The sequence below is a fragment of the Actinomycetes bacterium genome (assembly GCA_022396035.1).
In the GTDB taxonomy this organism is placed as follows: Bacteria; Actinomycetota; Humimicrobiia; order Humimicrobiales; family Humimicrobiaceae; genus Halolacustris.
In genome coordinates, this window is the sequence record JAIOXO010000004.1 from 31,038 (window position 1) to 51,835 (window position 20,798).

Genomic DNA, 20,798 nt, shown 5'->3' on the forward strand with positions numbered 1-20,798 from the left:
TTGGATAAAACAGTATAAACTAATAAAAAAAGTTAAGCATGCCTAAATTATGGAAGAGAAAAATCTGATGCCGCTGGCATCGGTAAAACCAAATATTGAGATGACCATAGTAAATATAGCCGGTGGCTATGGAATAAGAAGGAAACTGGCGGATATGGGCCTGGTGCCCGGCACCAAGGTAAAGGTAGTAAGCAGAAACATGCTGGGGCCGGTGATACTTGCAGTCAGGAATTACCGTCTGGCTATAGGCAGGGGAGTAGCTTCCAAAATAATGGTTGACTAAACTCCCAGTTCTTCTTCAATGAAGTGGGTATGTATTTTGCCTTCAACAAATTTTTTATTTTCCAGCACTTTCTTATAAAACGGTATGGTGGTTTTTATTCCTTCCACCTTAAATTCTTCCAAAGCTCTTTTTGATCTGGCAATGGCTTCGGTGCGGTCATTTCCCCAAACTATGAGTTTGGCTATCAGTGAATCATAAAAAGGGGATATGGTGTAATTTGAATGTATAAATGTATCCACCCTGATTCCCGGACCTCCCGGCAGGTAATAGTCGGTTATTTTGCCGGGCGAAGGCGAAAAATTCTTATCGGGATCTTCTGCATTTATCCTGAATTCTATGCTGTTTCCCCGGTCCAGCTGGTTATTCCTTGGCTTAAGCTTTTCCCCGGCAGCCAGTTTAATCTGCTGTTTAACAAGATCCATACCGGTTACCATTTCGGTTACCGGATGCTCAACCTGTATCCTGGTGTTTATCTCTATAAAATAGAAATTGTTATGACTGTCCAGCAGGAATTCTATGGTTCCCAGGTTCTGGTAATCAATGCACCGGGCTGCTTTTATGGCCACTTCCGACATTACTCTGCGGTCTCTGGCAGACAGGGCTGTTGAGGGCGCTTCTTCTATCAATTTCTGGTGTCTTCTCTGTATGGAACATTCCCTTTCCCCCACGCATGAGATATGGCCGTAGTTGTCGGCAATAATCTGAAATTCAATATGCCGCGGTCTGGGGATATATTTCTCTATGTAGACTTCTCCGGTGCCAAACGATGATCTGGATTCGGAAATAGCGACCGGGAAATATTCTAAAAGCTCTTTTTTATTATTGCAGATCCGCATGCCTTTTCCGCCCCCGCCGAAGCTGGCTTTTATTATCAGGGGGTAACCTACTCTGGCGGCAATCTTTGCTGCCTGCCTGGTATCAGTAACGTTGCCTGACGAGCCGGGTATTACCGGAATCCTGTTTTCCTTCATTACTTCTATTGCCCTGGATTTATTGCCGGCCAGCATAATGGCCTGCTTTGGAGGACCGATAAAGGTTAGGTCATTCTGGTTGCAGGCATCTACCAGTGACTGGTTTTCAGATAAAAAACCATAGCCGGGATGAAGGGCATCACAGCTGGTGATTTCTGCAGCAGAAATAATGTTTTTAATATCCAGGTAACTCTTCTGAGGCGGAGGGGGGCCAATGCATATGCTGCGGTCAGCAATCCTGGTATGGATGGAATCCCGGTCTGCAGTAGAATACACTGCTACTGTTTCCAGTCCCAGTTCTTTGCAGGCCCTGATTATTCTTATGGCTATTTCCCCCCGGTTGGCCACCAGGACTCTTTTAAACAAATTACTGCCCCTTCCTGATTACCATTATGGTTTGCTCAAATTCTACCGGCTGTTCATTTTTCGCCAGAATCCTTTCTATAGTTCCGTCATAATCAGCAGTTATTTTATTCATAAGCTTCATGGCTTCAATTATACACAGGGTATCACCTTTTTTTACCGGCTGTCCTTCTTGAACAAAGGCAGGTGAGTCAGGGGAAGGTGAACGGTAAAGGGTTCCCACTATGGGGGATTTTACCTCTATCATGTCTTCTTCGTACCGGGGCTTCTGGTCCCGGGCAGCTGTTTCGGGTTCTGCTTTGGAGGAACTTTTATTTATGGATATTTTTACCCCATCTACTTCAAAATCTATGTTTTCTATGTTGGAGGTTTCCACCAGATCGGTTATTTCTCTGAGTTTTTTCATATTTAATCTATCCAGGCTGTAATCACCGGCTTTTTTCTTGCCAACCTCCCCGGTTTTCCCCTGTTTCTTGTTAAGGAAAGCTACTGTTTTTTCCGGAAAAAAACAGTAGCTTAGAACATGTTCCTGCTTGCCGGTAATATTTTTCAGTTCATTTTCACACTGCTGGTACAGGTCTACCGGCGGCTGTTCCCACTGCTGGCTGCCTTTTGCACCCCTGAGTATTTTTTCTTTTAAGTCACTGTCCATATCCTGGGGCGGAAGCCCATAGTAGCCGTTTAAAAATTTTTTAATTTCATCAGAGGCAATTTCCCATCTCTTATCGGATATTACTGTATTTAAAATGGCCTGGCTGGCTATTATCTGCCCTATAGGGGTAGCCAGGGAAGGATTGCCCAGCTCTTGTTTTATCCTTATGATTTCCTCAATAACCTTATCTGCCTTTTCCACTTCCCCAATTTCTTTAAGCTGCCTGCTTATAGCGCTGATAAGCCACTTGGGCAGCAGGCTGTGGTCCGGTTCCGAAAGTACATAAGAATCTGAAAAAGAACTCTGGTTAAGGTAAGGGTATATATTCTTTTTTACATTCTCAAAAACCTGGATAAGCCTGGTCCAGTCAAGGTTGTGGGATAATCCTGTCTGCCTGAGGCTTAAAAGGAATGCAAAGATGGTGGGGCTGGAGTCTTGATATGAGGAGGGTAAAAAGCTTAAATCAACCCCTCCGCCTCCATTCAGGCAAGCCTGAAAATAATTTAATATTTGGATTCCCCTCATATTGTAGCCGCTTATAAATATGGGGATGCTGGTTAAGGAAGTTATGGATTTGAACAGTTCTGCTGTTCTGGAGGGGAAAAGAGTGGATTCCACATCTTTTATGCAGATACTGCTGCAGCCCATGTCTGTCAGCTGACTTACTTTATTATTATAATATTCTATAGGACGGCTGTAATCATAAATTATGGTTCCCTGCAGGCCGGCCCCGCAATCCAGTATCCTTTTGGCGGTATATTCTATATCATTTAAGTCATTTAAGGCATCGTAGACCCTGAAAGACTCTATGCCATTTTCTATACACTGGCTTATAAACCGGTCTATTATATCTTTAGGGTATAGGTCTTCACCTACCAGGTTTCTGGCCCCTATCTGTACCTGAAGCTTTAATGAGGGGGCCATCTTGTTTATATAGGAACAAATCTGGAAGGGTGATTTGTAAAAATAATTTTCCAGCATATTCTCAAAGGTTGACCCGCCCAGGACCTCTACGCTGTTAAAGCCTGTTGAGGGGTAATTTTCAAGTATATTGTCCAGTACCTGCATATCCAGTGTGTGCAGGGAGCTGTTCTGGAATATATCCCTTAAGGTGAGATCATTTACTGCTATTTTTTTCATGTCAGCTATTTCCTCCGGTTGACCACCGGTTAACAATGTTTGCCACCAGCAGCACTTTTATTATATCAGCAACTATAAAGGGGGCTACAGCCAGCTTAAAGGTAGTGGCCACTGCCTTTAGGCTCAGGGCGTCCGGTCCCCAGAAATATATCAGCATATGTCCGTAGCCCAGAATATATATGGACAGCAGTCCGGCAGACAGGGACAGAATCAATCCTTTCCTTCCTCCGGTTTTGGTGTAGATATAGCTGGATACGAAAGAAGCTGCCAGAAATCCCATTATATAGCCGGCAGTAGGACCGGCAAGAGCAATGTAGGCATTTTTAAAGCCTGCAAATACTCCCATCCCCATAAACCCTAGGGACAGATAAATTAACTGGGAATAAAAGGAATAGGGAAATCCTAGAACAATGGCCCCCAGAAGTACGGTCAATACCTGAAGGGTGAAGGGGACCGGGGTGAAGGGAAGATAAAAAAAACAGTTTGCCCCTACTGCCATCATCAGGGCAAAACCAATGGTAAATACAATTTTTATTTTTGCTTTTTCTGCTACTTCCATAAACCTCCTCCTTTTAAGGGTGCTGTTTTGAAAAAAGACGGAACCGGACAGTTAAAGTTTCAATAAAAGAAGACTATTTTGAAACTAATGAGGCTTACGGCCGTCTTTTTAACCAACTATAAAAAGAAAAAATCCGGGAGAACTTATGGATTATTTTTTAACCGAAGAGCAGCAGATGATTGTGGATATTTGCAGGCAGATAACTGAGAAGAAAATAAAGCCGGTAAGGTCTGAGTTGGATGAGAACCAAATCTTTCCTTCAGATATATTAGCAGAAATAGGGCAGGCAGATTTATTCCGGTTATTTATACCCGAAGAATATGATGGTATGGGCACAGGCATTTTTGAAGTTTGCCTGGCTACCGAAGAGCTCAGCCGGGGTGATTTAAGCGTGGCTACTTCATATGCGGCCAGCGGCCTGGGTTTTCTGCCCATAATTATTTCGGGAAGCCAGAAGCAGAAAGAAAAGTATCTTCCCTCTCTGGCTTCGGGAAAGAAGCTGGCCGCCTTTGGTTTAACCGAACCGGAAGCCGGTAGCGATGCCGGGGGGATTAAAACCAGGGCACAGGCTGAAGGAAGCTATTATGTCCTCAATGGGACCAAGCAGTGGATTACCAATGGGGGAGAAGCGGACATATATACCGTATTTGCCATGACCGACCCCTCAAAGGGAAGCAGGGGAGCATCTGCTTTTATTGTAGAGAAAGGCACTGAAGGATTTGAATTTGGAAAAAAGGAAAATAAGATGGGCATAAGGGCCTCAGCTACCAGGGAACTTATATTCAACAACTGCAAAGTACCCAAAGAAAACCTTATAGGCAGGGAAGGAATGGGATTTCTGGTAGCCATGAAAACCCTGGATAAATCCCGTCCGGCAGTAGGGGCCCAGGGGGTGGGGCTGGCTCAGGGAGCCCTGGAAGAAGCCCTGGCCTATTCCAAAATCAGAAAGCAGTTTTCGGTTTCCATTTCCACCTTTCAGGCTATAAGGCATTTGCTGGCAGATATGGCTACCCAGGTAGAGGCAGCCAGAAATCTGGTATACCAGGCAGCCAGAGTGGTAGACAGGCAGCAAAAGGATATTTCCAGGATATCTTCCATGGCCAAGCTGTTTGCATCCGATGTAGCCATGAAGGTAACTACTGATGCGGTGCAGGTATTTGGCGGTTATGGTTATATGAAGGAATACCCGGTGGAAAAAATGATGAGGGATGCCAAGATACTGCAGATATATGAAGGAACGAATCAGATACAGAGGGATGTAATAGCCCTTGATTTAATTAAAAAGGGATTTTAAAACAGAGAGGTGATAGAGATTAAGGTTTTAGTATGTATAAAACAGGTACCCGGTACCACCGATATCAAAATTGATCCCAGGACCAATACCCTGATCAGGGAGGGGATTGAAAATATCATTAATCCATTTGACAGTTATGCTTTAGAGGAAGGGGCAAGGCTTAAAGAAAATCAGGATTTTATAACCCAGTGCATGGCCCTGACCATGGGTCCGCCTCAGGCAGCCCAGATACTAAAGGATGCCATATCTTTAGGCATGGATGAAGCGGTGCTGCTTTCAGACCGTGATTTTGCAGGAGCTGATACCTGGGCTACCGCCCAGACACTGGCTGCCGCTGCTAAAAAAATAGGGGATGTGGCCCTTACCGTATTTGGCAAACAGACCCTGGACGGGGATACCGGACAGGTGGGGCCCGAGTATGCTCAGACCCTGGGGATTCCCTTTGTGGGCTATGTCAGCCACATAGTGGATATAAATAAAACCCGGGTAAGGCTAAAGAGACTTATGGAAGACCGGTATGAGACAGTGGAAGTAAATCTTCCGGCAGCTATCTCGGTCTTAAAGGAAATAAATGAACCCAGGGTACCATCCCTGAGGGGCAAAATGAAAGCAAATAAAGCCCGGATACCTGTGTGGGACAGGGAGCATCTGGGCCTGAGCCCGGAACAGGTGGGTTTATCCGGCTCCTATACTCAGGTGGTTAAGGTATTTATACCCCAGGCCCAACATGAAGTTATGATGCTGGAAGGTTCTCCCCAGGAACAGGTAGAAAAATTATTTGAAAAACTGAAAACGCTGAACAGGATTTAGGGGGCTCTAATGGATATAAAAGTTCTAAAAGATAAATGTACCGGATGCGGGCTCTGCTTGAGAGCCTGCCTGTATGAAGCTATAGAGATAAAAGACAAGATAGCAGAAATTAATGACAACTGCATATTGTGCGGTGCCTGTGTGGAAGCCTGCGAATTTGAGGCTATAGAAATGGCTGAGGTCAAGCCGGTCCAGGATTTTTCTGATTACAGGGGGATTATGGTGTATGTGGAAAGCAGCCAGGGGAAAATAAATGATGCCGGCCTGGAGCTTCTCAGCGAAGCTTACCAGCTTAACCGTGACCTGGATACCACCATATCTGCGGTATGCATAGGCCAAGTTGAAGAAGAAGAGGTCAAGAAAACTTTCAGTTTTGGAGCGGACAAGGCCTATGTTTTTGGCCACAGTCTTTTTGAGCATAATCTTGATGACATATACAGCCAGGCTCTGGCCATACTGATTGAAGAAAAAAAACCGGAAATTTTTCTGGCGGCAGCTACCCCTTCTGGCAGGACAGTGGTACCCCGGCTGGCAGCCATGCTTAAAACTGGACTTACTGCCGACTGCACCGGGTTAAAAGTGGATAAGGAAAGCAGGCTTCTGGAGCAGACCAGGCCTACTTTTGGTGGAAATGTCTTGGCCACTATTGTCTGCAAGAACTCCCGGCCGCAGATGGCTACGGTACGCCCTCATGTATTTGAGAAGAAGAAAATCTCTGCGGAGATGGAGCCGGATATAGAATATATGGATATCAAACCGGACAATTTCACCAGCGGTTACCGGTTTATTGATACAGACTATGGGGTGGGTGAAGATATCAACCTTTCCGATTATGATGTAATAGTATCCGGCGGCAGGGGAATGGGAAAAAGTGATAATTTTTCTCTGCTCAGGCAGCTGGCGGACCTTCTGGGAGGCACAGTGGCTGCTTCCAGGGCGGCAGTGGATGCAGGCTGGGTATCCTACCCCCATCAGGTGGGCCAGACCGGCAAAACGGTTAACCCCAAGCTGTATATTGCCTGCGGCATATCCGGAGCCATACAGCATCTGGCAGGCATGCAGACCTCTGATATTATAGTAGCCATTAACAAGGACAGCCAGGCTCCAATTTTCAAGGTTGCCAATTACGGTATTGTGGGGGATGTGCTGGAGATAGTGCCCAAACTGATTTCCAGAATTAAGCAGGGGGGACCTTTAATAGATTAGAATTGTTTCTATCTTTTCAAACAGGGCTGCAAAATCCTTTGTTTTTAGAAAATTAAAATAAACCTGTTCAAAATTATTTATTATCTCTGCAAGCAGTTTTTCCCTTGCCACCTTCTTGTTTAGCTGCTGGCTTATAGAGGTGGACTGGTGACCATATTTTTTTAAATCGGATAGATGGGTATTAACATTTATACCTGTTCCGATATTTATATAACCAATTTGGCTGCCATTTTCAGTTTCGGTTAATATCCCTGCCAGCTTCTTGCCTTTACAGTACAGGTCATTGGGCCACTTTATGGCTACCTGCAGCTTATAGAGGGCATTGACGGCCCGGGCGGCTGCATAGGCAGCAATCAGGGTCATCTTTGGCAGGTCTCTATGTTTAAGTTCTTTTTTAACCGCCAGGGTAAAGTAAAGTCCTCCTGCAGGAGAGACCCACTCGGCTTCCAGCTTGCCTCTGCCCCTGGTCTGAATGTCAGCCAGCAGCACTGTTCCCGGAGCAATGCTGTCAGTTATTTTCTCCAGTTGGGCAGCATAGCTGTTGGTGGAATCAACAAAGTTAAAATACAGGATTGGTTTTCCCAGCTGCACCGTATTCAAATTTTTTTTATATAATGTTAAATTAAAATCATTCATAAAAAATATATGTTTTTTTAACATAGGTTAAAAATAGTATACTTGAAGGGGTAACAGTTTAACAAATCAGGGCAATTTAAGCCCAACCAATGATGACAGTTTACTAATATTTAATTTTATTGGAGGCAGGCATGAAGGATAGAAGAATAAATAAACTGGCAAAAAATCTGGTAGAGTATTCCTGCCAGGTTAAAAAGGGGCAGCGGGTAATGGTGGAATGTGTGGGCAATTCTGCCCTGCCGCTGGTTAGAGCTTTGATTGCCAGGATATATGAGTCGGGAGCCGAACCCCATGTTAATCTGCTAAACAATAGCATAAAAAGAGAGCTGCTGAAAAAAACAAGCAAGAACCAGCTGGACTTTATGGCTGAGTGCGACCTGGTAAAGATGAAGGGCATGGATGCTTTTATCGGCATAAGGGCCAGTGATAATGCCAATGAACTGGGAGACCTGAAGTCAGAAAATTTAAATGCTTATATGAAATATTATTCAGATCCTGTAAACCAGGAAAGGATAAATAATACCAGCTGGGTGATACTCAAGTACCCCAATAATTCATTGGCCCAGCTTTCCGGGACCAGCGCGGAAACCTTTGAGGACTTCTATTTCAAGGTTTGTAATCTGGATTACTCCAAGATGTCCAAAGCCATGGATCGCCTGGTTGATATAATGAGTAAAACTGACCGGGTGGACATAAAAGGCCCGGGTACAGATATTAGTTTTTCCATCAAGAATATTCCCACCATAAAATGTGCAGGTAAAAACAATATCCCCGATGGAGAGGTGTTTACCGCTCCGGTAAAAGATTCGGTTAATGGAGTTATTACCTACAACACCCCTGCTGTTTATCAGGGTTATACCTATGAGCGTATATGCTTTAAATTCAAGAAGGGTAAAATAATTGAGGCTACTTCCAGCGACAGTAAAAGGCTAAATCAGGTTCTGGATACCGACAAGGGCGCCAGATATATTGGAGAATTTGCCCTGGGGGTTAATCCTTATATACTAAAACCCATGAAGGATACCCTTTTTGATGAAAAAATTAGGGGAAGTTTTCATTTTACACCGGGCAAATGCTACAAAGATGCTTTCAATGGTAATGATTCGGCCATCCACTGGGATCTGGTAAGCATACAGACCAGGGATATGGGTGGAGGCGAGATACATTTTGACGGCAAACTTATAAGAAAAGACGGAAGGTTTATGCCCAAAGAACTGGAGGGGCTTAATCCGGAAAACTTAACTTAACCAGACCTTTGTCTCAACTTATACTGACCATTAAAAACAGTAGACAGATTAAACTGCTACCCGGTACGGCAGTTTAATTTTATGTTTATGAAACTATGGGAAGGCCAGACCGTCTAACTAAAAAACAAGTGACAAAAAGGTTGATTGCTGTGTTAAACAAAGAACAAATTAAACAGATAATACCCCATCGCGAGCCTTTTTTGCTGGTGGATGAGGTTATTGAAATGGAGCCGGGGCAAAGTATCAAGGCTATTAAGAAGGTAAGGCTGGAGGAATATTATTTCAAGGGCCATTTTCCTTCCAATCCCATTATGCCTGGCGTATTGATAGTAGAGGCCATGGCCCAGGCAGGGGCAATAGCCCTGCTGTCTCTGGAAGAGAACAGGGGTAAACTAGCCTTGTTTGCAGGCATTGACCGGGTAAGGTTTAAAAAACTGGTAAAACCGGGACATACCCTGGAAATGGAAGTTCAGCTGCTCCAGTTCAGGAGAGGAATTGGAAAGGCCAGAGGATCAGCCAGGGTGGAGGAAAAAATTGCCTGCAGCGCTGAAATTATGTTTGCCATACAATAGTGAAAGGAAAAGATGGGTAAAATTGCATTGATTTTTCCGGGACAGGGATCACAGTATGAAGGCATGGGCATGGATTTTATTACCCGTAATCCGAATTATAGAAAGTATTTTGACCTTTGCAGCAATATCATTGGCCAGGATATATTAGAGATAATATCCGGTCAGCCCCAGCAGCTTAATAAAACCAACTATAGCCAGCCGGCAATTTATGCTTTTAGCTGTGCCCTGTTTGATTACCTGAAAGAGAATACAAATCTGGCAGCCAGGGCCCAGGCAGTAGCCGGGCACAGCCTGGGGGATTACAGCGCTTTGTATGCTGCCGGTGCTTACAGCTACCGGAAGGGATTAGAGCTGGTGGCCTACCGCTGCCGGCTAATGGCAGAACAGAACCAGGTTTCTGAAGGGATGATGGCGGCGGTGCTGGGAGTGGATTTTAAAAGGGTGGAAGAGCAGGTAAGAAAACTTGGCCTTCAGGTCTATATTGCCAACTATAATGATTATACCCAGACCGTGATAAGCGGAAACAAACAGGATGTTCTCCGGGCCATAGCGGAATTTAAAAAAAACGGTATCAGAAAAGTTTTACCCCTCAAGGTTGGCGTTGCTTCCCATTGTCCTTTAATGCGCCGGGTAGCGGAAGAACTAAGGGCATATATGGATCAGAATTTAAATAGTGTCAGCACCGATCTTCCCTTTTTTTCATCTACTGCGGCAGAATTTATTTCTGGCAAACAGATAAATAAAATTTTACAGAAGCAGCTGGTAGAGCCTGTAAAATGGCTGCCCTCGGTTTTAGAACTGCTGCAGCAGGGGTTTGACTGTTGGGTTGAAATAGGCCCTAAAAATATCCTGGGCAAGTTAACCCAGAGGATTATTGCCGGGTCTGGCCACAAAGCAGATGTTTATAGCAGTGATTCTGACCTGGACCATTTGTTAAACAAGTTTAAGGAGTGATGGATAAATAAAATGAAGCTACAGAATAAAATTTGCCTGGTTACTGGCGGTGCCAGGGGTATAGGTAAAAACATCGCTGCCTCTTTTCTGAAGGAAGGAGCCAAAGTAGTAATTTTTGACCTGGACCAAAAACAGGGAAAAGCTACCGAGGTTGAATTCACCAACCAGTATGGTAAGGACAGGGTTTTATACCTTGCCGTGGATATATCCAATCCGGAGGATGTAAAGCTGAATGTAGAAAAGGTTCTGGAAACCCACCAGAATATAGATGTACTGGTAAATAATGCCGGTATAACCAAAGATAACCTCATAATGCGCATGTCTCTGGAGGACTGGAACCGGGTGCTGGAGATTAATCTTACCGGAGCCTTCATATTATGCAAGAATGTGGTGAGATCCATGATTAAAAACAAAGGCGGAAAAATCATAAACGTATCTTCCATAGTGGGGATCCACGGTAATGCCGGCCAGAGCAATTATTCCGCGTCCAAGGCCGGACTAATAGGGCTTACCAAATCTCTGGCCAAGGAGTTTGCCGGAAAAAATATTCAGGTTAATGCAGTGGCTCCAGGCTATATTGATACTGATATGACCAGAAGCCTTGCGGATAAGGCTAAAAATAAGATGCTGGAGATTATACCCAGCGGCAGGCTGGGAACAGTTGATGATGTAGCCAGGGCTATTCTTTTTTTAGCCAGCAGTGATTCTGATTATATCACCGGATTTGTATTAAATGTAGATGGGGGAATGGGAATATAGAAAGGAAAAGTATGGAAAAAGATACCAAGGAAAGAAGAGTGGTAGTAACCGGGCTTGCAGCTATTACTGCCCTGGGGCTGGATATTGAAACTTTCTGGAAAAATATTATTGCCGGAGAATCAGGGGTAAGCACCATTGAAGGGTTTGACCTGGATAAGATAGGCTCCAAGATTGCAGCCCAGGTAAAAAATTTTAAGCCAGCGGATTTCATGGATATAAAATTATCCAAAAGGATGGATCGTTTTGCCCAGTTTGGCTATGCTGGTGCCGGCCAGGCTATTGAGGACAGCGGTCTGGCTATTGACAAGGATAACGGACACCTGGTGGGAGTATACATCGGAAGCGGAGTAGGAGGTTTATCTACACTGGAAACACAGCATATAAGAATGCTGGAGAAGGGTGCCAATCGGGTTAGCCCTTTTTTAATACCCATGATTATAAGTAATATGGCTGCAGCCCAGGTATCAATAATGAGCGGGGCTAAAGGCCCGGTAAGCACTACTACCACTGCCTGTGCGGCGGGATCCAATGCTATTGGCGATGCATATGAAATTATAAAGAGGGGCGATGCGCTGGCCATGATTGCCGGAGGCAGCGAAGCCCCCATAACCCCTCTGGGAATGAGCGGCTTTTCTAACATGAATGCTCTTTCTACCAGAAACGACCAGCCCCAGAAGGCTTCCCGGCCATTTGACCGGGACCGGGATGGATTTGTAATGGGGGAAGGCTGTGGAATTGTTATACTGGAGGAGCTGGAGCATGCTTTAAACCGGGGCGCAAAAATATATGCAGAAATGTTCGGTTACGGGCTTTCCGGAGAGGCTTACCATATGACTGCGCTGGAACAGTCAGGGGAAAATGTAGCCAGGTGTATGAACAATTGCCTCCAGAAGGGAGACATTGGACTGGATGAAGTTGATTACATAAATGCTCACGGTACCTCCACGCCTTTAAATGATATTGTAGAAAGTACGGCCATAGAGAGATTGTTTGGAGAAAATGCTAAAAATATAAACATCAGCTCCACCAAATCCATGACCGGCCACTGTCTGGGGGCTGCAGGAGCTATAGAATCGGTAGCTTCGATACTGGCAATTATTAATAATATTATTCCCCCCACCATAAACCTAGATAATCCAGATGACCAGTGCAGATTAAATTACACTCCCCATCAAAGCATAGAAAGGGAAGTTGATGTAGCTATTTCCAATTCCATGGGTTTCGGGGGCCATAATGTATGTCTGGGGTTTAAAAAATGGAAACCATAGTCTGTAAAAGCTGTAGCCGGAAGATAAGCTTAAAGAAATATACAGAAAACCTGAATGTATGTTCCGAATGCGGATACCATGGCTGGGTTTCGGCTAAAGACAGGATAGAGATGACTGTTGACAAGGACAGTTTCAATGAACTTGCCGACAGGATCAGGTCAGAAGATTTTCTAAAATTTGTAGACCTTAAAGCTTATTCTGAAAGATTAGATGAAGCCAGGGCAAAAGCAGGCATTGATGAAGCTATACTGGTTGGTTCTGCTGCCATAGAAGACAGGCCGGTGGCCATAGGCGTGATGGATTTTTCTTTTATGGGCGGAAGCATGGGCAGCGTGGTGGGTGAAAAGATAAAGATTTTAAGCCAGTACAGCCTGAAGAATTTATTGCCTTTAATAATATTTTCCGCTTCCGGGGGAGCCAGGATGCAGGAAGGCATACTTTCGCTGATGCAGATGGCTAAGACAGTTTCCTGCATGAGGAGGCTGGCAGATAAAAAAATACCTTTTTTGTCAATAATAACCAACCCAACCACCGGGGGAGTAAGTGCCAGCTTTGCTTCCATAGCCGACATTGTAATTGCAGAGCCGGGGGCACTGTTTTGTTTCGCAGGTCCCAGGGTGGTAAAACAGACCATAAATAAAGAGCTGCCCAAAGATTTTGGAACAGCGGAAAGAGATGTTGAAAACGGACAGATAGATATGATTATTGAAAGAAATCAAATTAGGGATTCCCTGATAAGGTTGCTAAACTTTTTTTAAGGGGCATAAATGGATTTAAAAGATTTAAAAAATATACCAAAGAACTATTTAAAAGATACCTTAAAGTCTTTTCTAAAACTGGAGAAACTAAAGAAGACATCCTTTTTTAACCGGGTGCATTTCAAGCAGGCGGAAAAAGAACTTCTAAATAAAGTAGAAGATTACAGAAGGGTAGAGAGACAGGCTGCCAGGACCTGGAAGATAGTCCAGCTTTCACGGGATGAAAAAAGACCCCAGAGCATAGATTACATAAGCCGTATATTTGATGATTTCATGGAACTAAAGGGAGACCGGCTGGGCGGCGATGACAAGTCCATTGTATCCGGGCTGGGAAAACTAAATGAAACTACGGTGGCGGTAATCGGCCATAATAAAGGAAGGGATATCAAAGAAAGGGTAAAATATAATTTTGGCATGAGCAGCCCCTCCGGATATCGTAAATCACAGAGAATAATGAGGCTGGCTGATAAATTTAATTTCCCCATAATTACTTTTGTGGATACACCGGGTGCATACCCGGCTCTGGAAGCAGAGGATAACGGCCAGGCAGGGGCTATTGCCCAGAGCATAAAGCTTATGTTTGAGGTAAGTGTCCCCATAATAACAGTATTGATTGGCGAAGGCGGAAGCGGGGGAGCCCTGGCGCTGGCTATAGGAAATGAAGTTTTAATGCTTGAAAATTCAACTTATTCGGTAATATCACCGGAAGGGTGCGCGGCTATTCTCTGGAAGGATGCTGCAGGGTCCAAACTGGCGGCACAGGCCTTAAAAATTACTGCCAGGGACCTATACCGGCTAAAGGTGGTGGACCGGGTTATACATGAGCCTCTGGGCGGGGCCCAGAACAATATGGACAGGAGTATAAATATTGTAAAAAAGCATCTGGTGCTGGCCCTAAAGGAACACCGGAGCAAACCACAAGATCAGCTAAAGCAGGAACGGGCTGAAAAATTTGAAGCTCTGGGTAAATTTATCACCAGAGACTAACTTCCCACAAAGATGATTACCGTCGAGTTTAAAAATACGGAGCTGCCTGCCCGGGGAAACTGGGACATCACTAAACCTTTTTGTACTGAATAGGAGGCAGAAACCTCTTTGACTTCGTAATTTAGGGCAACTGAACTAAGGGCTTCAATTGCCCGGCTCAGCTCCATCTGGTTCAGGTCAGGAACAGTTGCCAGCTCCTGGTTGGTAGCAATAAGGATTTTAATAATGCTGTTGCTTTCTACGGTATTGCCGGGTGCCGGAACGGTATCTACAACAGTCCCCGGGCTTGTCCCGTACCGGGTGGCTATCTCCGCATCCAGGGTTAATCCCAGTGATTGAAGGTGGCTGGCCGCATAGGGGTAATCTGTACCTACAATATTAGGAATTACTACCATCTGAGGGCCTTCCCCCAGGACCAGGTCAACTGTACCGCCTTCTTCTATCTGCTGGTTGAAAGCAGGTGACTGGCCTATTACTTTTCCTGCAAATAAGTTGCTGGATACTTCTTTATCAATCTGTCCCTCTTCCAGGCCCATATCCTCGAGCACTTCTGATACCTGCTCCCGGGTTAGGCCCAGAAGGTTGGGTACACTTAAAAAACGTTGCTGGGAACCCCTGCTGACCACTAACCTTACCGAGTCTTCTTCAGATAAGGCAGAATTGGCAGAAGGAATCTGTGATATTATGGAATCTTCAGAAATTGTATGGTGAAACTGGTAGCTGGCCTCCACTTCTATTTCCATATGTTCCAAAATAGTTTGGGCGGTCTGGAAGTTTTGTCCGGCCAGGTTGGGCATTAAAAAAGGTTTGCTGTCGTCCTGGTCTTTAACATAGCCAAATATAAAAATGGCTGCAACCACAGCCAGAATCAGGGAAATGGATATAAAGAAAATATCTGCAATCCTTAACGGTCCCATAACTTTCTTAAAAAAAAAGGGCCTTTTTTGCTGTCTCCTTTTAGACGGCTGTTCAATTGAAAGTTTTCTCCCTTCCAGATAACGAAAAAGATCTTTCTTTAACTGGCTTACCGTGCTGTACCTGGTCTCTCTGTCTTTTTGCAGGCAATGCATGACAATTTTTTCCAGGGCAAGGGGGACATCCTGTACCATCAGTGACGGTCTGGCTGGGATTTCATTTATATGTTTTAAGCTTATATCCACACTGCTCTCTCCCCGGAAAGGAAGGTCAGCAGTAATCATTTCATATAGCACCACTCCCAGTGAATAGATGTCAGAACGGTGATCAAGGGATTTTCCCATGGCCTGTTCCGGGGATATGTAGTTTGCGGTACCGATTATGTTCATGGTTTTTGTAGCATCGTCTAAAGCCTGTTTGGCTATTCCAAAATCAGTTACTTTTAAGGTATTATCTGCAGTCACCAGGATATTCTGGGGTTTGATATCCCGGTGTATAAGGTTATTGCTATGGGCTGCTTCCAGGGCCTGGCATATCTGTATGGCATATTTGGCTGCTTCTTGCGGAGAAATTATGCCTCTTCTTTCAATTATTTCCTTAAGGCTGTAGCCTTCAATATATTCCATGCATATAAAATAGGAACCGTTATGCTGCCCCCAGTCATATATCATCACGATATTGGGGTGATTTAATTTGGCCAGTATCTGGGCCTCGCGTTTAAACCGGGCCACAAAACTTTTATTTCTGGCATAATTTTCTGACAGTATCTTTATGGCCACCTGCCGGTCAAGTTTACTATCCTGGCCCAAAAAAACATCAGCCATACCGCCACTGGCGATTTTTTTTATAATTTTGTACCGGTTAGCTATCAGTGATGTGTCATTCATATCTTATGAGTATAAGGGTTATATTATCATAACCGCCATTATGCTTGGCGTACTTTATAAGGTTGTGGCCCATATCGGAAAGATCATTATATTTTCCCATTATCTTTCCGATAAGCTGGTCTTTGAGCATGGAGTTAAGCCCGTCGGTGCACAACAGTATAATGTCTTCAGGTTTTAGCTCTAGCTGGAGGCTCTGGGGCTGCAGATTACTTTCCATACCCACAACCTGGGTTAGTATATTCTTTTTAGGATGGCTGAAAGCCTGCTCTGCATCAATTTTGCCGTCTCTGTAAAGTTCACCTACCAGGGTGTGGTCATGAGTTTTAAGAAAAAGCTCTTTTTTCCTTTTAAAGTAGAGCCTGCTGTCTCCGACATGGCAGATATGGGCAATGTTTTCTGTCAGGTAGCATACAGTCAGGGTGGTCCCCATGCCCGCATAACCGGTATCGGATACAGACAGATTGTATACAGCCTTGTTTGCATCCTGCATGCTCTGTCCCATAGTGTTTTTAATTTCTACAATATCTGGTTTTTGGTGCTTATTTAAATAGTTGTAGAAAGAATCTCTAAATACCTCTACCGCCTTTTTACTGGCAACTTCGCCTGCCTTGTGGCCACCCATTCCATCGGCCACTATAAACAGATTCGAGTCTGAATAGAGGCTGTCTTCATTTTTTTTGCGGTAGTTACCTATGTCGGTAAGGGCAATGTGTTCCATGGTTGTTAAAATATTTATCTAATTGGTATAATAGTAAAGATTATTTTTTAAAAAATAAAGGCCGGCTGTTGAATTTTTGGCTGAATTGGTTAAAATCGATATGTATTTGAGGCGAATGGCGGAGGTAAGAAGATTGGCGCAGGCTTTATTGGTTTAGAGAATAAAGGACTGGACTTAACAGAAAACCTAGATGATGAGATAAATGTAGACCTAAAATTTAAAAAGAAAATAAAATTGATTTGATTAAAAGCTCGGTAATATGCCGGGTTTTTTACTATTTATTAAAGATTTAACTGAAAAGTTTTTAACAGATGAGGTTAATTAAGAGTTAGTTGAGTAAAGAGCTGTTTTTTTGCCAGATAATCTAAAGAGCGCAGTTAGTTCACCTGAAAAATACTAGCCGGATATAAACCCTGAATATGATGATTTTACCAAGCATTCTGGTACGGTAATACTTCCCGTCCGTTCTGGAAAATCAAAGGATAAAGCATTAGTTGAAAATTTGGTAAAATTGCATACCAGAGGGTATTGGCCTCTCTTAGAAACCTTGTGTTCTACTATAGAGGAGAGCTAAATGAGGCTGTTGCAAGACCTTAACAGAAAACATAACAATACCCCCTTCCAGAGGCTTGATACAACCAGGATGAAGCTATTTTTGAACAGGATTCTCTCCATAAAGGTTATGGTGCCCGGCTCATATAAGGAGGTGTACTGAAGAATTGGTAAGAAAAACTGCTGGTGTAGTAGCGGAAAGGTACATCCCTTTAGGTGCATTACCTTCCCCGAGGATGGAAAGCCCAAAACTAAGCCTATCGGAGAGGAAAATGTAGGATGGATAAAAAAAGTTACCCAAAACTACCGTCAATTCAGGGAAGGACAGAAGAAAATCAGGAAAAATGAAGTACGGCTGGGCAGGCTTTTAGATAGGTATTTAAAAGAAATTATAGTAAAAACCAGGAAGAAAAAAGAGTTTAATTAATTCAGGATTTTTGTGTTTTTAACCTGCGGAAACAAAGATATAATTAATATATTTTAATTCAGACCTTGCCTGCACCCTTCTAAGCGGCCAAAATCCGTAACAGGCTACCGGGTCCTAGTAGAAAGCTTTTTGCTTGGTTATAATTTAGTATTTTGATTATTACTATGTATATAGTAATATATAATTAAAACTAATTATAAAAAGGAGGTTAAATGAAGAAGGTATACATAATAGATGATGATCGGGATATCGTAGACTCCATATCGATGGTTCTAAAGGCAAACGGTTACGAGGTTTCCGCCCAGTATGATGATGAGAATGTGGTTGAGAATGTTTCCAGGTACAAACCTGACCTGATTATCCTGGATGTTATATTTCCCGAAGACAATTCAGCAGGGTTCAGGGTTGCAAGGGAGATTAAAAGAAGTGAGGAACTTGTAGGGATACCGATTATCATGCTTTCGGTAGTAAATGAGAAGGGCATCTATATGGGCAGATTCAGCAACCAGGATGTCGACCAGAGCTGGCTTCCGGTAAACAAGTTTCTGGATAAGCCGGTGAAGCCGGATGAGCTGCTGGGAATAGTGGGTTCTACCCTTAAAGAAGGGCAAAAAATTTAGAAAGCTGCGTGCTGCATTAAGGTAGATAGATATGAACAACAACAGCCAGGCAATAATTGCCATAGTCGGGGCCGGCAAGGGAGGAATGGCCTTATTAAAGGTCCTTCTGAATATACCTGACATAAAGATAAAGTATGTCTGCGATATCGACTCTTATGCCGTGGGGGCTCTTTTTGCCAAAAACCACGGTATCGATTATGTTTCGGATTATGAAAAGATCATAAGCGACAAACAGCTGGACCTCATATTTGAGGCTACCGGGGACCTTCGCGTCTATAATGACCTAAGCAGCAAGAAACTGCCCAAAACAAGCCTTATCGGGGCCAATGGCTCCAAGATAATATTCCATTTGCTCGGCTCCTATAATGAGATAAACAGAAACTTAAATGAGTACAAGATGAACCTGGAGAAAAAAATCATTGACAGAACCGAGGATATAGAAAAAATCAATATGAGACTTGAAAAGGAGATGCTGGAATATGAGAAGATAAGCCAGAAGCTGCATGAAATCAACCAGGAAAAAACCAAATACCTTCTGCATGCCACTCATCAGCTAAAGGCCCCGTTTGCAGCTATCCAGAGTTATGTTGATATTATCCTGGAAGGATATTCAGGCGAGATATTGCCGTCAACCAGGGATATTGTACTAAAGATTAGGGCAAGATGTGAGTTGCTGTCCATGGTTATCAGCGAAATGCTTGAGCTAGAGAAATTAAAGACAGGGGAGGACAGGGCATCTGACCTTAAAAAAATCAATTTAAGCCCTATAATATCGGGGACAGTACAGAGGTTTATGGCACCCGCAGAAGCCAAACAGATCCAAATTGATTACAGGCCTGCAAAAGGAGATTTCTATATAAATGGCAATGAAAGGCAGATTGAAATACTTTTTTCCATTCTGATTGAAAATGCTATCAATTATTCCTCTTCCGGCAGCACTGTCAGGGTTACTGTAAAAAAAATAGAGGGTCCCGGACTTTATGTGGGCATAGAAGACCAGGGGATAGGAATACCGGAAAAGAACCTGGATAGTATTTTCAATGAATTTTTCCGTTCAAACAATGCTGTCCAGTTCCACAAGAACGGTACAGGGCTGGGACTTTCAATAGCAAGGGAGATCGTTGATATCCATAACGGAAGCATAAATGTAGAAAGCAAGCTGGGTGAGGGTTCCTGTTTTTCTGTAGTTTTTAAGTTATTATAGGGAATTTTCGGTGCACACCATTTATTTTTACGGCAATTGCTGCATTGTTTACGATTTTTCGGATAATGATTATAAAGCTCTGCCTAAAAGGCTGGATTAGGCTTAATAGCTCCTTACAATATCCTTTAGCTTCATCAGTCTTACTGTATTGGACATCTCATTTTCTGTCAGTTTCATGGTTATGTATTTAATGTTTTCTTCCAGCTCGGGTATCAGCTTGTATTCCAGGGCGTTTACCCTCCTTCTGGTCTCTTCTATTTCCCGACTTCTGTATTTTTTATTTAATTTCAAGCTCAAAATTTAAAAAACCCCACTATATGCAGCTGGGGGGTTAAACAGTCCAATGTAGTGCCATATTTTATCATATATATAGTAAATTAATGTAGAAAATGATATAAATATTTTTTGTTTGTAAGAGTAAAAACATCAAATAACTGTGCTACAACATTCGTCCAGATAGTACAGTCCCTAAGAAAGGGTGAAAAAGTTACCCGAAAGATAGTACGCCATGTAGGTGTAGCAAAAGATAGAGATGAACTGGAAAAACTAAAATTATTAGCAGAGTCAATAAAGCTCAAGCTAGAAGCCAGAGGCCAGGAGTTCCTATTTAAACCCGAAGAGATAGTAAAGCTTGCCGGTTCCAAAAAAGAATACCCCGACAAGGATTATGTAGTAAATGTTAAAAACCTAAAAGAAGAGCAGCGACTCTCCAGGGGAATACATGAGGAATACGATAAACTGTTTGATGATCTTGGATATAAAAAAGTAATACAGAGGCCATCCAGAAATAAATCCAAAGTTAATATATTTAAAAACATAGTGCTGGCTAGAATTGCAAATCCTGCCTCCAAGATGGCCACAGTGGATATGCTGGAAGAAGATTTTGGCAACAACCCCAAAATTATACGCAATCAGTTATAGTTAGTGATTTACTTAAATTAATTATAGATTTTTTGAGTGAAGGAGGAGGAGAGTTTGAATTTTTTCTTCCTTTATATTCTAAATTTGCTCCTTTT

The 20,798-nt window shown here is 43.3% G+C and carries 22 protein-coding genes; 15 read left to right on the forward strand and 7 right to left on the reverse strand.

Going from position 1 to position 20,798, the window contains the following annotated elements; all coding sequences use genetic code 11:
• Positions 1-49: 49 nt before the first annotated feature.
• Positions 50-283 (forward strand): ferrous iron transport protein A, encoded by a 234-nt coding sequence (locus tag K9H14_02390; protein MCG9479042.1) that lies wholly within the window; start codon positions 50-52, stop codon positions 281-283.
• On the opposite strand, the gene accC is transcribed toward K9H14_02390, so the two are convergent.
• From accC to K9H14_02405, 3 genes are read right to left on the reverse strand one after another with little or no spacing between them, the layout of a single operon-like run.
• Complete coding sequence (gene accC / locus K9H14_02395; protein ID MCG9479043.1) at positions 280-1,620, reverse strand: acetyl-CoA carboxylase biotin carboxylase subunit; 1,341 nt, start codon at positions 1,618-1,620, stop codon at positions 280-282. The two genes, K9H14_02390 and accC, sit on opposite strands and share 4 nt — an antisense overlap.
• 1 nt (position 1,621) lies before the next feature.
• Positions 1,622-3,409 (reverse strand): hypothetical protein, encoded by a 1,788-nt coding sequence (locus K9H14_02400; GenBank protein MCG9479044.1) that lies wholly within the window; start codon positions 3,407-3,409, stop codon positions 1,622-1,624.
• Between the two features lies 1 nt (position 3,410).
• The gene (locus tag K9H14_02405) at positions 3,411-3,968 is read right to left on the reverse strand and encodes a biotin transporter BioY (GenBank protein MCG9479045.1); all 558 of its coding nucleotides are present in this window, start codon (positions 3,966-3,968) and stop codon (positions 3,411-3,413) included.
• 145 nt (positions 3,969-4,113) lie between these two features.
• Here K9H14_02405 and K9H14_02410 point away from each other — a divergent pair, with 145 nt between their 5' ends.
• From K9H14_02410 to K9H14_02420, 3 genes are read left to right on the forward strand one after another with little or no spacing between them, the layout of a single operon-like run.
• Positions 4,114-5,262, forward strand: a complete 1,149-nt coding sequence (locus K9H14_02410) for an acyl-CoA dehydrogenase family protein (protein ID MCG9479046.1) — start codon at positions 4,114-4,116, stop codon at positions 5,260-5,262.
• Between the two features lie 18 nt (positions 5,263-5,280).
• Positions 5,281-6,072, forward strand: coding sequence for an electron transfer flavoprotein subunit beta/FixA family protein (locus K9H14_02415; GenBank protein ID MCG9479047.1), 792 nt, complete (start codon positions 5,281-5,283; stop codon positions 6,070-6,072).
• Positions 6,073-6,081: 9 nt separating this feature from the next.
• On the forward strand, positions 6,082-7,278 hold the full coding sequence (locus K9H14_02420; GenBank protein MCG9479048.1) for an FAD-binding protein: 1,197 nt from the start codon (positions 6,082-6,084) through the stop codon (positions 7,276-7,278).
• Here the strand turns inward: K9H14_02420 and K9H14_02425 are convergent.
• Positions 7,267-7,914 carry a biotin--[acetyl-CoA-carboxylase] ligase gene (locus tag K9H14_02425; GenBank protein ID MCG9479049.1) on the reverse strand — a complete coding sequence of 216 codons (648 nt, stop codon included), beginning with the start codon at positions 7,912-7,914 and terminating at the stop codon, positions 7,267-7,269. The two genes, K9H14_02420 and K9H14_02425, sit on opposite strands and share 12 nt — an antisense overlap.
• Positions 7,915-8,045: 131 nt before the next feature.
• On the opposite strand from K9H14_02425, the gene K9H14_02430 reads away from it, so the two are divergent.
• The 7 genes from K9H14_02430 to K9H14_02460 all read left to right on the forward strand — a co-directional run bounded on the left by K9H14_02430 (position 8,046) and on the right by K9H14_02460 (position 14,459).
• Positions 8,046-9,161, forward strand: a complete 1,116-nt coding sequence (locus K9H14_02430) for an aminopeptidase (protein ID MCG9479050.1) — start codon at positions 8,046-8,048, stop codon at positions 9,159-9,161.
• Between the two features lie 149 nt (positions 9,162-9,310).
• On the forward strand, positions 9,311-9,733 hold the full coding sequence (gene fabZ / locus K9H14_02435) for a 3-hydroxyacyl-ACP dehydratase FabZ (GenBank protein ID MCG9479051.1): 423 nt from the start codon (positions 9,311-9,313) through the stop codon (positions 9,731-9,733).
• 12 nt (positions 9,734-9,745) lie between these two features.
• Positions 9,746-10,687 (forward strand): ACP S-malonyltransferase, encoded by a 942-nt coding sequence (locus tag K9H14_02440; protein MCG9479052.1) that lies wholly within the window; start codon positions 9,746-9,748, stop codon positions 10,685-10,687.
• 3 nt (positions 10,688-10,690) lie between these two features.
• Positions 10,691-11,446, forward strand: coding sequence for a 3-oxoacyl-[acyl-carrier-protein] reductase (gene fabG / locus K9H14_02445; protein MCG9479053.1), 756 nt, complete (start codon positions 10,691-10,693; stop codon positions 11,444-11,446).
• An 11-nt stretch (positions 11,447-11,457) separates the two neighbouring features.
• Positions 11,458-12,714 carry a beta-ketoacyl-ACP synthase II gene (fabF, locus tag K9H14_02450; protein ID MCG9479054.1) on the forward strand — a complete coding sequence of 419 codons (1,257 nt, stop codon included), beginning with the start codon at positions 11,458-11,460 and terminating at the stop codon, positions 12,712-12,714.
• The gene (gene accD, locus K9H14_02455; protein ID MCG9479055.1) at positions 12,702-13,472 is read left to right on the forward strand and encodes an acetyl-CoA carboxylase, carboxyltransferase subunit beta; all 771 of its coding nucleotides are present in this window, start codon (positions 12,702-12,704) and stop codon (positions 13,470-13,472) included. The genes fabF and accD overlap by 13 nt, the downstream gene beginning before the upstream one ends.
• Positions 13,473-13,481: 9 nt before the next feature.
• Entirely contained in the window at positions 13,482-14,459 is a 978-nt protein-coding gene (locus tag K9H14_02460; GenBank protein ID MCG9479056.1) for an acetyl-CoA carboxylase carboxyltransferase subunit alpha, read from the forward strand.
• Here K9H14_02460 and K9H14_02465 read toward each other — a convergent pair.
• Complete coding sequence (locus tag K9H14_02465) at positions 14,456-16,261, reverse strand: protein kinase (GenBank protein MCG9479057.1); 1,806 nt, start codon at positions 16,259-16,261, stop codon at positions 14,456-14,458. The genes K9H14_02460 and K9H14_02465 overlap by 4 nt on opposite strands.
• A complete protein-coding gene (locus tag K9H14_02470; GenBank protein ID MCG9479058.1) occupies positions 16,254-16,979 on the reverse strand; it encodes a Stp1/IreP family PP2C-type Ser/Thr phosphatase in 726 nt (241 codons plus the stop codon). The genes K9H14_02465 and K9H14_02470 overlap by 8 nt, the downstream gene beginning before the upstream one ends.
• A 574-nt stretch (positions 16,980-17,553) precedes the next feature.
• Between K9H14_02470 and K9H14_02475 the strand changes: the two genes are divergently transcribed.
• The 3 genes from K9H14_02475 (at position 17,554) to K9H14_02485 (ending at position 19,782) form a co-directional block, all read left to right on the forward strand.
• Positions 17,554-17,694 carry a hypothetical protein gene (locus tag K9H14_02475; protein MCG9479059.1) on the forward strand — a complete coding sequence of 47 codons (141 nt, stop codon included), beginning with the start codon at positions 17,554-17,556 and terminating at the stop codon, positions 17,692-17,694.
• A 476-nt stretch (positions 17,695-18,170) separates the two neighbouring features.
• Positions 18,171-18,578, forward strand: a complete 408-nt coding sequence (locus K9H14_02480) for a response regulator (protein ID MCG9479060.1) — start codon at positions 18,171-18,173, stop codon at positions 18,576-18,578.
• A gap of 31 nt (positions 18,579-18,609) precedes the next feature.
• Positions 18,610-19,782 (forward strand): hypothetical protein, encoded by a 1,173-nt coding sequence (locus K9H14_02485; protein ID MCG9479061.1) that lies wholly within the window; start codon positions 18,610-18,612, stop codon positions 19,780-19,782.
• A 102-nt stretch (positions 19,783-19,884) separates the two neighbouring features.
• Here the strand turns inward: K9H14_02485 and K9H14_02490 are convergent, their stop codons facing one another.
• A complete protein-coding gene (locus tag K9H14_02490; protein ID MCG9479062.1) occupies positions 19,885-20,082 on the reverse strand; it encodes a hypothetical protein in 198 nt (65 codons plus the stop codon).
• A 105-nt stretch (positions 20,083-20,187) separates the two neighbouring features.
• Here K9H14_02490 and K9H14_02495 point away from each other — a divergent pair, with 105 nt between their 5' ends.
• A complete protein-coding gene (locus tag K9H14_02495) occupies positions 20,188-20,703 on the forward strand; it encodes a hypothetical protein (GenBank protein MCG9479063.1) in 516 nt (171 codons plus the stop codon).
• Positions 20,704-20,798: the final 95 nt, after the last annotated feature.